We start from the raw sequence: 14,657 nt of genomic DNA on the forward strand, positions 1-14,657 counted from the left end.
ATTTTGCAAAATCAAGCGTAATTGCAAATAATTGTGCAATGTGCTTTCTCTCTCCCCTTGCAGTATGCTTTCTCTCCCTTTGACTCTCCGAATCCGGTTACACTCTGCGCCATGCCGATACGCCAGCTTTCAGAAACGATGATCAACCAGATCGCCGCCGGCGAGGTCATCGAGCGTCCGGCAAGCGTCGTCAAAGAACTGGTCGAGAACGCCATCGACGCGGACGCGGCGCGCGTCGAGATCGTCACTGCCGGCGGCGGGCTCAATCTGGTGCGCGTCAGCGATGACGGCGCCGGCATTCCGGAAGACGAGCTGGAACTGGCGGTGGCGCGCCACTGCACGTCGAAGCTCTCCACCGACATCCACGACATACGCTCGCTCGGCTTTCGCGGCGAAGCGCTGCCCTCGATCGGCTCGGTGGCGCGGCTGACGATCCGCTCGCGCACGGCTGATGGCGACGGCGGCGCCGAGATCGCCGTCGAAGGCGGCCACCTCGCTGCTGTGCGGCCGGCGGCGGCCAATCGCGGCACGACAGTCGAGGTCCGCGACCTGTTCTTCGCGACGCCGGCGCGGCTCAAATTCATGAAAGGCGAGCGCGCCGAATCCACCGCCACGGCCGACATCGTCAGGCGCATCGCCATCGCCTTTCCTGCGGTGCGCTTCACGCTTTCGGGGCCGGATCGCTCGACGCTGGAGTTTCCGGCGAGCGACGCCGGCGCCGGGGGCCGGCTCACCCGAATAGCGCAGGTGATGGGCGCGGAATTCCCCGACAATTCGATCGCCATCGACGCGGTGCGCGAAGGCGTGCGGCTTACGGGCCACGTCTCGATCCCATCCTACAACCGGGCCAACGCGCTGCAGCAATACGCCTATGTCAACGGCCGCCCGGTGCGCGACAAGCTCATCGCCTCGGCAATCCGCGGCGCTTTCGCCGACGTGCTGCCGCGCGACCGGCATGCGGTTACCGTGCTGTTCCTGACGCTGGATCCTGCGACCGTCGACGTCAACGTCCACCCCGCCAAGGCCGATGTGCGTTTTCGCGACCCCGGGCTGGTGCGCGGCTGATCGTCGGCGCGATCCGCGAAGCGCTCGCCAATGCCGGCATGCGCGCCGCGACTTCAGGGGCCGCGGCTATGATGGGCGCTTTCCGCCCGGGGCCTGCGACCTACGGCCATCCCGGCCCGGCCATTGGCCACCGCTCCTTCAATCCGGGCTTTCGCGCCTCGACCTCGGCCGCGTCCGGTTTCGACGCGCTGCGCTCGCCGCACCGCCCGCTCGACGGCTTCGCCGAGCCGGCGCAGGCGGCGTTCGAGGCCGGTCCGCTTGCCAGCGCGGATTCTCGCGGCGGCCACGGTGAAGTGGCGGAGGAGCTGCTTCAGGCGCAACTGGGCGCCGCGCGGGCGCAGGTGCATGAGAACTACATCGTCGCGCAGACGCATGATTCGCTGATCATCGTCGACCAGCATGCGGCGCATGAACGCCTGGTCTACGAGGCGCTAAAGCAGGCGCTGCATTCGCGGCCGGTTCCCGCGCAGATGCTTCTGTTGCCGGAGATCGTCGACCTGCCCGAGGACGACGCCTCGCGCATCGCCGCACATTCCGACATGCTGAAGAAATTCGGGCTCGGCGTCGAGCGCTTCGGACCGGGCGCGGTCGCAGTGCGCGAGACGCCGTCCATGCTTGGCGAAACCAATGTGCAGCAGCTTGTCCGAGATCTGGCCGACGAGATCGCCGACAACGACACCACCGACACGCTGAAGGACCGGATCGATCGCATCGCCGCGACCATGGCCTGCCACGGCTCGGTTCGTTCCGGCCGGCGGCTGAAGCCGGAGGAGATGAACGCGCTGTTGCGCCAGATGGAAGCGACGCCGGGTTCGGGCACCTGCAATCATGGCCGCCCGACCTATATCGAACTGAAGCTCGCCGACATCGAGCGGCTGTTCGGGCGGCGGTGAAACGTCCCGCCCCGCTCTGGCTGCAACGCGCCGGCGCGCTACATCCTCCCTCCTGTCATGAAGGAGGAAGCCATGATTTCGGGCGCGCATGTGATCATCTACAGCAATGACGCGGATGCCGACCGGGCATTCTTCCGGGATACTCTGCAGTTTCCCGGCGTCGATGCCGGCGGCGGCTGGCTGATATTCGCCTTGCCGCCGGCCGAAGTCGCGATCCATCCGGCGGCGGAGAGCGACAGCCACGAACTCTATTTGATGTGCGACGACATCGAAGTCACCGTCCGTGACCTGAATTCGAGCGATGTCGAATGCTCCCCGGTGACCGATGAAGGATGGGGTCTGCTGACGCACGTCTCGCTTCCCGGCGGCGGAAAGCTCGGGCTCTACGAGCCGAGGCACCCGGTGCCGGACAGGATCGGAGCGTCCTGATTACCGCTTCGCGCGCTGCCGGAATTCCGGAGACCACAAATGTCGACGGCGCGGGCGTCTCGCCTTGACCTCGTCCTGGATTTGTGGCGGAAGAAACGGGTGACAGCGCCAGAGTATATCCGATGATGAACCGCTTCGAAGGCCCCGGCGCCAGGGAAGCCCGCATTCGCTACCTCGACGGAGATTTCCAGGTCACCAGCCCTGGATCCTTCGTCCGCTGCGCTGTGACCGGCGAGCAGATCCCGCTCGACGAGCTCAAATACTGGAGCGTTGCGCGGCAGGAGCCCTATCTCAACGCCGCAGCCTCGCTGCAGCGCGAGATCGAGGCCGATCCAGGCTTGCGCAAACGCTAGCCCGACTGCTCAGCCGCCGTTGCGCCTCTCGCGCCATGCGGCCAGCGTCTCGTCGATGATTCGCGTTGGCGCATGGTCGAGGTCGAACACCGTTTCGATCTCCAGAACGTCCAGATGCTTCAGGAAATCCGCCGAAGCGCCGCCATTGCGCAGCCTTGCTGCGTCCTTTGCGGTCGTCACCAGCCGCAACTGCCCGGCGCGCGCGGTTGCGGCGAGTTCCTGCAGCTCGTCTTCGCTGTAGAAATGATGGTCGGGAAATGCGCGTGTCAGCGCGACGACGCCGCCCGCATCGGCCACCGTATCGAAGAACTTTTCGGGATGGCCGATGCCGGCGAAGGCGAGGAACCGCTTGCCGGAGAACCGGCCGCCATCCTTCGGCCTTGTCGCCGCCTCGAAAACCGGCTTTCCGGCGCGGGCGGCCTTGCGCACCGCCTCGTCGCCGCCGCTGCCCGTTCCCATTTTCAGGAGGGCGTCGGCAAAACGCAACTGGTCCAGCAGCGGCGCGCGCATCGGGCCGCCTGGAATGACATGGCCGTTGCCGAGGCCGTAGCGCGCGTCGACCACCAGCAGCGCGTAGTCGATGTGGATGCGCGCGCTCTGGAAGCCGTCATCCATGATCAGGAAATCGCAGCCCTCTTCGACGAGCAGCCTCGCGCCGGCCGCCCGGTTCGGCGTCACCGCCACCGGCGCGTGTTCGGCCAAAAGCAGCGGCTCGTCGCCGACATGCTTGGCGCTGTCATGCTTCGGGTCGACGATGTGCGGCTCGGCGAAGCTGCCGCCATGGCCGCGCGACAGGATGCCGGGCTTCAGCCGCATGCGCTTCGCCTGCCTGGCCAGCGCGATGGCGACCGGCGTCTTGCCGGTGCCGCCGACGGTGAAATTGCCGATGCAGAGCACCGGCAACCCGACCTTCTCCCGTCTCGCGGCCGCCATCCTGCGGCTCGCAACGAAGCCGTAGAGTGCCGAGACCGGCGACAGCGCATAAGCGCGCCAGTCCGGTTTCTGCCACCAGAAGGGAGGCGCTTCGCTCGCCATCCTACCGGGACCCTTCGAGCCGCGCCTTGACCACCAGCGGCTGAATGAACGGCTCGAGCGCCCGGAGCGTTATGGCGAGCGCGCCGCGCATCTGGTCGACGGTCGCCGCGCCCGCCGCCATCATCTCGTGGCGAGCTACCTCGTTGACGAGCAGGAAGTTGACTGCGCCGGCCAGCATGTCGCGGTCGCGCACCAGCTTCGCCCCGCCGCTGTCGATCAGGCGCTGATAGGCCTCGCGAAAATTCTGGACGTTGCGGCCGGCCAGCACGGCGGTGTCGAGCATCGCCGGCTCCAGCGGGTTCTGCCCGCCCTCCGATGTCAGCGAGCGGCCGACAAAGGCGATCTCGGTCAGGCGCAGATAGAGCCCCATCTCGCCGATCGTGTCGCCGAGCAGTATATCTGTATCCGCCGTGACTTTCGCGCCGGCGCTGCGCCGCGCCACGTTTAGGCCCCTCGCGGTGAACTGCGCGGCGATCGCGTCCGTGCGCTCGGGATGGCGCGGTACGATGATCGTGATGAGACCCCGATGGCGGCCGCGCAGCATAGCATGGACCTCGGCCGCCACCGCCTCCTCGCCGTCATGGGTGGAGACCGCGGCCCAAGTTGGGCGCCTGCCGATCTGCCTTTGCAGCGAGGCCAGCGCCTTCTCCTCGGCGGGTGGCGGCACCGTGTCGACCTTCAGATTGCCCGACACGGTGACCGGCCTTGCGCCGAGCGCCTGGAAGCGCTCACCGTCGGCCTCCGACTGGGCGACCACATGCGCCAGATTCTCGAACAGCGCCTCGGCCAAATAGGCGCGCTTCTTCCAGGATTTGAAGGAACGGTCGGAAAGCCGGCCGTTGACCAGCACCTGCGGCACCCGCCGCGAGCCGAGTTCCAGTATGGTCATCGGCCAGATTTCGGATTCGGCGATGATGGCGAGGTCGGGCTGCCAGTGATCGAGGAAACGGCTTACCGCCGGCTTCAGATCGAGCGGCACATATTGATGGATGACGCCCTTTCCCAGGCGCTCTTCCGCCACATGCGCGGAGGTCACCGTGCCGGTCGTCAGCACCACATTCACGCCATAGCCCACAATATGCTGCACCAGCGGGACGACGGCGATGGTCTCGCCGACGCTCGCGGCATGCACCCAGATCACCGGCCCGCTCGGCCGCTCCCTGCCCGCCAGGCCGTAGCGTTCGCGGCGGCGGGTGCGATCTTCCTTGCCCTTGGAGGCGCGCCAGGCGACATAGGTGCCGATCAACGGATAGACGGCGCCGCCCGCCAGGCGGTAGCTCGACAGCAATGCGCGCGCCCAGCGTTCGCTCATCTGGCGCCGTCCGCGATGCGGTAGGCGTCTTCCGTCGCGGCATTGAGCGAGGCGGTCACCTCCTGGCGCTTCAGTTCCATCTCGGCTTCATCCGCCTTGGCTGAAACGTGGACCAGCTCGCCGAGCGCCACGGCGCAGCGCCCGAACGGCATGTTGACGGTCGTTTTGTCCCAGCTCTTCTGCAGCACCTTTCGGCGGCTGGTGGTTATCGCCACCGGAACGATCGGCCGGCCTGTCAGCCGCGCCAGCGTCACGATGCCGAGCCCGGCCTGACGGGGCGTTCCATGCGGAATGTCTGCGATCATGCAGACATTCATGCCTGCATCGAGCGCCTTTTTCAGGGCGATGAGAGCGCGCGCGCCGCCCTTGTCGAGATGGCGCTTGTCGGTCCGGCCGCCCGAACCGCGCACTGCCTGCAGGCCGAATTTCTCGACCACAAGCGCGTTGAGCTCGGCGTCGGCGCTGCGCGAGACCATCGCCACCAGCCCTCGCCCGCGCGGATAGACCGCCGGCGCAAGCAGGTGCTGACCGTGCCACATCGCGACGATGGCCGGCGACATCTCGGCGTTCGCCTTCTCCAGGTCGGCGGAGCCCTTGGCCAGCGGATTGGTGAACCTGACGAGCCGCAGCCACTGTACCAGCAGGCTGGCGATGGCGCCCTTGACGAAGCGCGACTGCGCCAGCGGCTTGCGCGCCTTGCGCCAGAAGCGCTTCAGCGCGCCCACGTCGCGCTTTTTCTTGGCCTTGGCCCGGATGGCCGTCGGCGCGCCTGGTCCGGGGGTCATCAGCTTGAACCGGACGCCTTGGCCTCTGGCTGCAGCAGGCGGTGCAGATGGACCACGAAGTAGCGCATATGGGCGTTGTCGACGCTGGCCTGCGCCTTGGCTTTCCAGGCCGTCTTCGCCGACGCGTAGTCGGGATAGATGCCGACTATGTCGAGCGCGTCGAGATCGCGGAACTCGGTCGAGCCCAGCGACTTCAGTTCGCCTCCGAACACCAGATGCAAAAGCTGCTTTTTTCCGTCTTCCTCGGCCATCGTCTTTTCTGAATCCATGTTTGGCAAACCGCCATTTGTCTAAAGCAGTTCGGTTCGGTTTGAAACCATTTCCGGCTGCTTACGCTTCCTCGGCGATCACGCGGCCCATCACGTCCAGCAACCTGCCGCTGCCGGCAACGAGCTTGCCATGCGTGGTGACCGCGCCGCCATAGACCGGAGGCTTGCCGTTGTAGGTCAGCACCTTGCCGCCGGCCTCGCGCAATATCAGGTCGGCGGCGGCAAGATCCCAGTCCTGCGCATTCGGCTTGACGAAGGTCGCATCGAGCTTGCCGTCCGCGATCATCGCGATCCGATATGCCAGCGACGGTATGTAGGCGATCGGCCGGCATCGGTCGCGCCAGTTCTGCGGCATCGAATTGATCATCTGCTTGGGGCCGGCGATTTCAGGCGCGTCGCCGATCTCGCGCACCTTCACCGGCGCACCATTCTTCATAGCGCCGGCGCCGGACGCCGCCCAGAAGGTCTCCTCGCGCCCCGGGCATTCGAGCACGCCCGCGATCGGCGCGCCCTCCTCGACCACCGCGATGCTGACGCACCATTCGGTCCTGCCGTCGAGAAAGCCGCGCGTGCCGTCGATCGGATCGACCACGAAGAGACGCCGCGAGCCCAACCTTTCCGCCGAGTCGAGCGTCTCCTCCGACAGCCAGCCATAATCGGGCCGCGCCGCCAGCAACATCTCGCGCAAATAGCGGTCGACCGCGAAATCGGCCTCGCTGACCGGCGATTGGCCAGTCTTCATCCACACTTCCGGGCTTTGCCTGAAGTAGCGCAGCGCGATCTTGCCGGCCTCGCGCGCCGCCTCGCGCAGCAGCGGCAGATCGCTGGTCGCCTCGGCCGCATCCACTCGATCAGCTGCCTGCAAGGGTCATCCCTTCGATCAGCAGCGTCGGCGCGGCGGTGGCGAAGTTGCGGTCGAGATCGCTAGCCGGGACCATATTCAGGAACATGTCCTTGAGGTTCGAGGCGATGGTCACCTCCGAAATCGGATAGGCGAGTTCGCCATTCTCGATCCAGAAACCCGACGCGCCGCGGCTGTATTCGCCGGTGATCATGTTGACGCCCTGCCCGAACACTTCGGTGACGTAAAAGCCTGTCTTCAGCGAAGCGATCAGTTCCTCAGGCGTTCTTTCTCCGGGCTCGATCGACAGATTGGTCGACGAAGGCGACACCGACGAGCCGCTGCGCGAGCCGCGGCCATTGGTCTTCAGCCCCAGCTCCTTTGCCGCCGAGGTCGACAGGAACCAGTGCTTGAGCACGCCTCTTTCGACCATCGTCAGCTTCTGTCCCTCGACGCCTTCGCCGTCGAACGGCCGCGAGGCCTGGCCCCGCACGCGGAGCGGTTCGTCAATCACGGTGATGGCGGCCGCCGCTACCTGCTTACCCATCATGTCGCGCAGGAAGCTGGTCTTGCGCGCGACCGACGCGCCATTGATTGCGCCGGCGAGATGGCTGGCGATACCGCGCGCCACGCGCGGATCGAAGACCACGTTCACCGGCCCGGTCTTGGCCTTCCGGGCATTCAGCCTGCGCACCGCGCGTTCGGCCGCCTGCCGTCCGACCCATTGCGGCGAATCGAGGTCGACGAAATGCTGGCGCGAGGAAAACTCGTAGTCGCGCTCCATGCTCGTGCCCTCGCCAGCGATCACGCTGGCCGAGCGCGAGAAGCGCGAGCCGACATAGTGGCCGAGGAAGCCGTGTGACGTCGCCAGCACCAGGCCGCCAAGCCCGGCGCTCGCGCTGCTGCCGCTGGAATTGGTGACGCCGGGCACGGCCAGCGCGGCTTCCTCGGCGGCGAGCGCATCCTCCTTCAGCTTTTCAGCGGAGACGGCGGTCGGGTCGAAGAGATCGAGATCGCGGATTTTCGAAGCAAGCAGCGAAGCGTCGGCCAGGCCCTGATACGGATCTTCGGGCGAAACCTTGGCCATCGCCACGGCCCGTTCGGCGAGCGTCTTCGGATCGGAAGCGGCGGTCGCCGAAACGCTGGCGACCCGCTGGCCGACGAAGACCCGCAGCGAAACATCGTCGCTTTCGGATGCTTCGGTTCCCTCGACCTTGCCGAGACGCACCGACACGCTGGTCGAGCGGCCACGCACCGCGACTGCATCCGCAGCATCGGCGCCGGCCGCCTTGGCGGCCTCCACAAGGGCCGCGACCCGGTCGGTCAGTTTCGCGGCATCGGGCGCTTCATTCATTGGATCAGTCCTGTTCGGTTCGCATGGGCGGTGCATGCGCTGCCTGCACCATCTATTGCCCCGCCCCCGCTCGTGCAATGGCGCAAGAGGCCACAGGCCCGCCGCCGGCCATCCGGCCCCTTGGCCGGCACAGGCCCGAAGCGGCTACAATTGCTCGACCTTTTCGCGCACGGCGACCGCCTTCTCCACCGCGTGCTTCAGTTCGTCCTTGATTGCAGCGGTCTCGTGCATCACCGCGTCGATCTTCAGGAAATTGAGCGCGCGGAAACGCGAAACCGGCGGCCGCAGGAATATATCGGGCTGGCTTTGCAGCAGCTTGGCGGCGATGATCGACTGCATCATCAATTGCGACGCGCCGAACATCAGGTCGATCGAATTGGGTTTTTTGCGGCCGTTTTCGTCCGGCGCGCCGACGACATCGATGGCGATCACGATATCGGCTTCGCCGGTGACGAGGTCGAACGGGACGGGGTTATAAATTCCGCCATCAATCAGCAGCCGTCCGTTGCGGCGGACCGGGCGGAACACTGCCGGGATCGCCGCCGACGCGGCAAGCGCCGAATGCAGGTCGCCTTCGCTGAAAACCTCCAGGCTATGGCCGAAGAAGTCGGTGGCGGTGACCTTCAGCGGAATCTGCAGTTCGGCGAAGGTGTCGGGGATCGCGTCGGGCAGGAACGCCTTGATAATGCGTTCGATGTTGAACTGGCTGACGCGTATTCCGCTTTCCATGACCTCGGCGAAGCTGCCCGGCCGGGCGCGCCACATGCGGCTCGCCACCTCGGTGCGCCGGCAGAGCACCGAGCGGGAAAAGTCGTGGATTTCCTTGCCGGTCATCCCGGCGGCCATCCCCGCGCCCATGATCGCGCCGATCGACGAGCCGGATATGGCGACCGGCCTGATGCCGAGTTCGTCCAGCGCCTCGATGACATGAATGTGAGCGAGGCCGCGCGCCCCGCCGCCGCCGAAGGCTATCGCGAAGGTCGGCATCATCCCCTATTCCCGCCCGCCACTGCCGGCCCGACGATGAGCACGGCTGGTTCGGCCAGGAGCAGCTTCCGAGCAGCCGCCTTTGCGTCTTCCAGCGTAACCGAATTGATCAGGTCCGCGCGCCGATCGATATAGTCGATGCCGAGATCCTCTATCTGCAACTCCACCAGCGTAGCGGCGATTGCAGCTGATGAATCCAGATTGTTGATGGCATAGGAGCCGATCAGATACTTTTTCGCCGCTTCAAGTTCGGCCTCGGTAGGCCCCTCCTCGGCCATCTGGCGAACGATATCGCGAATGACGGCAAGCGTTTCGTCGGCCTTGTCGGCGCGGGTCGAGGTGCCGATCACCAGCGCTGTGGCGTGCTCGTGATTGACGATCGAAGAGCTGATTCCATAGGTGAGGCCGCGCCTCTCGCGCACCTCGTCGAACAAGCGCGACGAAAACGATCCGCCGCCGAGCACGTGGTTCATCAGCACGGCGCCGTAGAATTCCGGCTCCTCACGTTCGATGCCGGGATAGGCAAGCTGCAGCGAAGCCTGCGGCAGTGCATATTCGACACGGATCTCCTGGTCGAGCCTGGGCTCCACATAGTCGACAGCCCGCAGCGCCGGCTTTTCCGGCAGGCCGGAAAACAGCCTGTCCAGTTCGTTGGCGAGCGTCTTGGCGTCGATTGCGCCCACCACCGCCACATGCAGATTGCCGCGGGCGAAATTTGCCTTGTGGAAGGCCCGAAGATCCTCGGCACCGATCGCTGCCAGCGACGCCTCCGTGCCCTCGTCGCGCCGCGCATAGGGATGGTCGCCGTAGAGTGCGGCAGCCCATTGATACTGCGCCGCCGTTTCGGGATCGCGCTGGCTGGAAACAATGCCCGAAACGACCTGCCCGCGAATGCGGTCGATCGGCGCCGCATCGAAACGCGGCTTCTCGATCGCGAGTTGCAGGAGCGCAAACGCCTCGTCCTTGCGCTCAGCCAGCATTCGCATCGACCCGTAAACATGGTCGCGGCCCGCGTTGAATCGCATCTCGGCGCCGGCATTATCGAGCTGGATCTGGAAGGCCTCGCTGTCGAGATCGCCCGCACCCTCGTCGAAAAGCCCGGTCATCAGGTTTGCGAGCCCCTCCTTGCCCGGCGGGTCCTGCGTGCTGCCGCCTTCGAAGGCGAAGCGGATGGCAATGATCGGGACCGAATAGTCCTCGACCAGCCACGCGGTGACGCCGCTTTTCGACGTCACTTCCTGGATGCGGACCTCGGCCCTGGCCAACACAGCCGGAAGCACAAGGAACAACACGGACAAGAAGAAGGTCGCGGCAAGCGCGCTCGCCCGCAGCCGCAGATCCGCAATGAATGTCATGCCGTTCATATGGAACTCAATTCCGCGCTGTTTCTTCGGGAAGCAGATATCCGGTCACGGCCACATCCGGCTTCAGGTATTTCGCCGCGACCGCCTGGACCTGGTCGGCGGTCACGGCCCTTATCCGGTCTGGCCATTCCTGCACGTCCTCGACCGTTCCGCCCGTTGCGAGCGTCTGTCCGTATATGTTGGCCATGCTCGACTGGTTGTCTCGCGCAAAGACTATGCTGCGCACAAAACGGTCCTTGGCGGCGTCGAGTTCCGCATCGGTGACCCCGCTGGTGATGATACGGGCGATCTCCACCTCGATCGCGGCTTCGACCTTTTCCAGACCTTCCGCGCCATGCGGCGCACCGTAAACGGTAAAGCTCGATGAATCGAGCATCGTTCCGCTGAAATAGGCGCCAGTACCGGCGGCGATCCGGTTCTTCACCACCAGTTCCTGATAGAGCCGGCTGCGCGTGCCGCCGCCCAGTATCTCTGACAAAAGGTCCAGCGCCTCGGCTTCGCCGGGCTCGGCGCTGGTGTAGGACGGCGTCACCCAGTTTCTGGATACGCTCGGGATCGACACACGCTCGTCGGTCAGGGTCACGGTGCGCTTCGTGTTCTGCTCGGGTTCCTGGGGACGCACCCGCGGCGGCAGGTCGGGTCCGCGCGGCACCTCGCCGTATGTCTTTTCGGCCAGCGTGCGCACCGTCGCCGGCTCGACATCGCCGGCCACCACCAGGATCGCGTTGTTGGGCGCATAGTAGCGGTCGTAGAAGGCCACCGCATCGTCGCGGTTCAGCTTTTCCATTTCGTGCATCCAGCCGATGACCGGGATGCGGTAGGGGTGGTTCTGGTAGAGCGTCGCCTGGACTTCCTCGCTGAGCAGCGCTTCCGGATTGCCGTCGACGCGCGAGCGCCGCTCCTCAAGGATCACGTCCCGCTCGGGGCCGATCACCTGATCGGTCAGGATCAGGTTGCGCATGCGGTCGGCCTCGAACGACATCATAGTCTTGAGCGCTTCGGGCGAAACCTGCTGATAGTAGGCGGTATAGTCGTATGAGGTGAAGGCGTTCTCGCTGCCGCCGATCTCGGCGATCTTTCGCCCAAACTCGCCGGCCTTGTGCGTCGAGGTCCCCTTGAACATCAGATGCTCGAAGAAATGCGCGATGCCGGATTTTCCGGGCGGCTCGTCGGCGCTGCCGATCTTGTACCAGACCATATGGGTGACGATCGGCGCACGGTGGTCCGGGATCACCACCACTTCCATCCCGTTGCTGAGCAGGAAGTTCTCCACCTGCTGCTCTTGCTGCTGTTGGGGCTGGCTCGCCGTTTCGCCCCAGGCGGCTGCAGGCGCAAACGCCGCCGTCAGCAGCAACAGGCAGCCGGCGATAGCGCGCCGTCCGGATTGTGGCAGGGATTGAGCATGAAAGTTCATCGGCGGCTCCTGCGCATCAATAGCTGGGACGGGTATATGCAGTGCGGCAACCCCACGGAAAGTTAATTGTTGGTCATGTGGGTGCTGACAGGGCCGGATTCACGCGTATTCGATGAAGCGTATGGTGGTTTCGCCATAGTCGCGCTCGTCGATGATCGAAAAGCCCTCGCCTGGGTCGAATGAAGCGGCGGCCGCTTCCTCCACCACGCAAAGCGCGCCGGGCGAGAGCCAGCCGCCGGCCCGCGCGGAGCACAGCGCCCGCTCGCCGAGCGCCCTGCCATAGGGCGGATCGGCAAAGACCAGCCCGAAAGGCTGCACGGTCCCGGCCTCGCCGAGGCCTGTCGCGTCGCGCCGGAATATCTTTGTGCGCCCGGTGAGCCCGAACGCCTCGACATTGTCGCGGATCAGGCCGCGGCCTTCGGCCGAATCCTCGATGAACATGCAAAATGAAGCGCCGCGCGACATCGCTTCCAGCCCGAGCGCGCCGGTTCCGGCGAACAGGTCGAGGACGCGCGCGCCCTCCAGCCGGTCGAGGAAACGGTGCGCCAGAACGTTGAACACCGCCTCCCGCGTGCGGTCGGTGGTCGGGCGGATGGCATTGGTGCGCGGCGTGGCAAGCGGCCTGCCGCGAAACTCACCGCCGACGATCCGCATCGGGCTTTCCCTTGCGCGGCTCGGATGGCCGGTCGCCGCGTGGCGGCCTGTCGCTGCCGCCCTTGGCATCATCGCCGCGGGGCTTGCGGAAGCCGGGTTTGCCGCCGCCCGGCTTGCCGTAGCTTGCCTTGCTCGCCTTGCGGGCCTCGTGCTCGGCCTTTTCGGCCGCCGCCCGGCCCTTGCCGATCGGCCGCGCGCCTGGCGCCATCCAGACATTGGCCTTGCGGCCGCCCGGCGGTTCGATCGGACGCGCCTCGCGCTCGCCAGACTTCTTGCCGCGCGGCTTGTCGCCGAATCCCGGTTTCGGTCCGCGCTCCGGCCGCTCGCCGCGATCCGGCCTCGCGGGACGGTCCGGCTTCGTCTGCAGCCGCCCGAGCATGTCCTCGCGATGGCGTTCATTGTCGCGCCTGCGGTTCTTGATCAGCCCGCCCTCGCCGATCCGCTCCGGCCGCCGCGGCGACGGCCTGCGATCTGGAGCCGCCTCGACCGGTTTGGCATATTCCCGCCGTACCGGCTTGTTCGAGAACGGTTTTACGATGTCGGCGTCGAAATTCGCGCCCGACTCCTCGACCAGGCGTTCGCCGAGCTGGTCGCGCAGCATGCGTCCGCTGATCTCCTGGACGTGGCCTTCCGGCAGCTCGCCGAGCTGGAACGGCCCATAGGAGATGCGGATCAGCCGCGTCACGTCGAGGCCGAGCGCGCCGAGAATGTTCTTCACCTCGCGGTTCTTGCCCTCGCGCAAGCCTATGGTCAGCCACGCATTCGTTCCCTGCTCGCGGTCGAGCGCGGCTTCGATCGACCCGTAGAACACGCCGTCGACCGCCATGCCGTCCTTCAGGCCGGCAAGCTGCTTTTCGTCGACCTTGCCGTGCACCCGCGCGCGGTAGCGCCGTAGCCAGCCCGTCGCCGGCAGTTCCAGCACGCGCGACAGCCCGCCATCATTGGTCAGAAGCAGCAGACCCTCTGTGTTGATGTCGAGCCGGCCGATCGTCATCAGCCTCGGCAGATTGTCGGGCAGCAGGTCGAAAACGGTCTTGCGCCCTTCCGGGTCGCGATTGGTGGTCACCACGCCCGCCGGCTTGTGGAACAGGAAGAGCCGCGTGCGCTCGATCGGCGGGATGGCAGTTCCATCAAGCTCGATCGTGTCGTCCGGCATCACGTTGAAGGCCGGAGACGCCAGCACCTTGCCGTTGACCCTGACGCGGCCGGCGGCGATCAGTTCCTCGGCGTCGCGGCGCGAGGCGATGCCGACGCGAGCGAGCCGCTTGGCGATGCGCTCGCCCGGCGCTTCCTCGGCCGTTTCGCGGGGCCTTGCAAACGGCTTGCGGTCGCCGCTTGGCTTGAAGCCTTCGGGCCTCGGACGTCTGTCGGCGGCGCCATCGCGCGCATTTTGCGCGCGGTCGAAGCGGCGGGCGGGCCGCTCGCCGCCGGCTTCCTCGCCGCGCTCGGCGCGCCTGACAAACGGCTTGCCTTCCGGCCTTGGCCGAAATGTTCTCTCGCCGCCTTCCGTCCGCTCGCCGCCTTCGCGCGCGCCGCGCTCGAACCGGCCGGGCCGGGCTTCCGCGCCGCCCTCGCGCTTCTGATACGGCTTGCCTTCCGGACGCGGGCCCTTGCGGAACGGCGCGCCGCTGCGCTCCGGCCGCGCATCGCCAGCCGCGCGTGGGCGCTCGTCGCGCCTGAATTCGCGCTTCGGGCGCTCGTCGCCGGCCGCCTCGTCGCGACGCTTGGCGAACGGCTTCTTGGCCGCTCCGTCGCGCTTCTCGAACGGCTTGCCGCCTTCGAAACGCGGCTTGCCGGCAAAGCCGGGCTTGCCGCCCTTCTTCGGGCCGCCGCGGGGGCCGGCCGGTTTCGGGCCGCTCTTGCGGGTAAATTTCTTGTCGTCGTCGGCCATGTGGCGTTTGC

Annotated in this window: 13 protein-coding genes and 1 pseudogene; 3 read left to right on the plus strand and 11 right to left on the minus strand. The window is 66.3% G+C overall.

Annotated elements, in window-relative coordinates:
• Positions 1-111 precede the first annotated feature (111 nt).
• The 3 genes and pseudogenes from mutL to G6N73_RS21920 all read left to right on the plus strand — a co-directional run bounded on the left by mutL (position 112) and on the right by G6N73_RS21920 (position 2,740).
• Positions 112-1,958, plus strand: a pseudogene (mutL, locus tag G6N73_RS21910) (DNA mismatch repair endonuclease MutL).
• Positions 1,959-2,030: 72 nt separating this feature from the next.
• Positions 2,031-2,387: a VOC family protein gene (locus tag G6N73_RS21915; protein ID WP_165031472.1), complete on the plus strand. Its 357-nt coding sequence runs from the start codon at positions 2,031-2,033 to the stop codon at positions 2,385-2,387.
• Positions 2,388-2,509: 122 nt separating this feature from the next.
• Positions 2,510-2,740 (plus strand): DUF2093 domain-containing protein, encoded by a 231-nt coding sequence (locus G6N73_RS21920; protein WP_040586873.1) that lies wholly within the window; start codon positions 2,510-2,512, stop codon positions 2,738-2,740.
• Between the two features lie 9 nt (positions 2,741-2,749).
• On the opposite strand, the gene lpxK is transcribed toward G6N73_RS21920, so the two are convergent.
• The 11 genes from lpxK to G6N73_RS21975 form a co-directional block, all read right to left on the minus strand.
• Positions 2,750-3,775: a tetraacyldisaccharide 4'-kinase gene (gene lpxK / locus G6N73_RS21925; RefSeq protein ID WP_165031474.1), complete on the minus strand. Its 1,026-nt coding sequence runs from the start codon at positions 3,773-3,775 to the stop codon at positions 2,750-2,752.
• A 1-nt stretch (position 3,776) separates the two neighbouring features.
• Positions 3,777-5,087 (minus strand): lipid IV(A) 3-deoxy-D-manno-octulosonic acid transferase, encoded by a 1,311-nt coding sequence (gene waaA, locus G6N73_RS21930; RefSeq protein WP_165031476.1) that lies wholly within the window; start codon positions 5,085-5,087, stop codon positions 3,777-3,779.
• Positions 5,084-5,872 (minus strand): lysophospholipid acyltransferase family protein, encoded by a 789-nt coding sequence (locus G6N73_RS21935; protein WP_165031478.1) that lies wholly within the window; start codon positions 5,870-5,872, stop codon positions 5,084-5,086. The genes waaA and G6N73_RS21935 overlap by 4 nt, the downstream gene beginning before the upstream one ends.
• Positions 5,872-6,123 carry a DUF4170 domain-containing protein gene (locus G6N73_RS21940; protein ID WP_165031517.1) on the minus strand — a complete coding sequence of 84 codons (252 nt, stop codon included), beginning with the start codon at positions 6,121-6,123 and terminating at the stop codon, positions 5,872-5,874. The genes G6N73_RS21935 and G6N73_RS21940 overlap by 1 nt, the downstream gene beginning before the upstream one ends.
• 79 nt (positions 6,124-6,202) lie before the next feature.
• Positions 6,203-7,006: a 3'(2'),5'-bisphosphate nucleotidase CysQ gene (locus G6N73_RS21945; RefSeq protein ID WP_165031480.1), complete on the minus strand. Its 804-nt coding sequence runs from the start codon at positions 7,004-7,006 to the stop codon at positions 6,203-6,205.
• On the minus strand, positions 6,993-8,336 hold the full coding sequence (locus tag G6N73_RS21950; RefSeq protein WP_165031482.1) for a TldD/PmbA family protein: 1,344 nt from the start codon (positions 8,334-8,336) through the stop codon (positions 6,993-6,995). The genes G6N73_RS21945 and G6N73_RS21950 overlap by 14 nt, the downstream gene beginning before the upstream one ends.
• A 144-nt stretch (positions 8,337-8,480) precedes the next feature.
• The gene (locus G6N73_RS21955; RefSeq protein WP_165031484.1) at positions 8,481-9,326 is read right to left on the minus strand and encodes a patatin-like phospholipase family protein; all 846 of its coding nucleotides are present in this window, start codon (positions 9,324-9,326) and stop codon (positions 8,481-8,483) included.
• On the minus strand, positions 9,323-10,687 hold the full coding sequence (locus tag G6N73_RS21960) for a M16 family metallopeptidase (protein ID WP_165031486.1): 1,365 nt from the start codon (positions 10,685-10,687) through the stop codon (positions 9,323-9,325). The genes G6N73_RS21955 and G6N73_RS21960 overlap by 4 nt, the downstream gene beginning before the upstream one ends.
• Positions 10,688-10,694: 7 nt before the next feature.
• Positions 10,695-12,101: a M16 family metallopeptidase gene (locus G6N73_RS21965; RefSeq protein WP_165031488.1), complete on the minus strand. Its 1,407-nt coding sequence runs from the start codon at positions 12,099-12,101 to the stop codon at positions 10,695-10,697.
• Positions 12,102-12,200: 99 nt separating this feature from the next.
• Positions 12,201-12,755 carry a 16S rRNA (guanine(966)-N(2))-methyltransferase RsmD gene (gene rsmD / locus G6N73_RS21970; protein ID WP_165031490.1) on the minus strand — a complete coding sequence of 185 codons (555 nt, stop codon included), beginning with the start codon at positions 12,753-12,755 and terminating at the stop codon, positions 12,201-12,203.
• A complete protein-coding gene (locus tag G6N73_RS21975; RefSeq protein ID WP_165031492.1) occupies positions 12,736-14,646 on the minus strand; it encodes a pseudouridine synthase in 1,911 nt (636 codons plus the stop codon). Before G6N73_RS21975 ends, rsmD begins: the two co-directional genes overlap by 20 nt.
• Positions 14,647-14,657 lie beyond the last annotated feature (11 nt).

This window comes from Allomesorhizobium camelthorni (genome assembly GCF_011045125.1).
GTDB lineage: Bacteria > Pseudomonadota > Alphaproteobacteria > Rhizobiales > Rhizobiaceae > Allomesorhizobium > Allomesorhizobium camelthorni.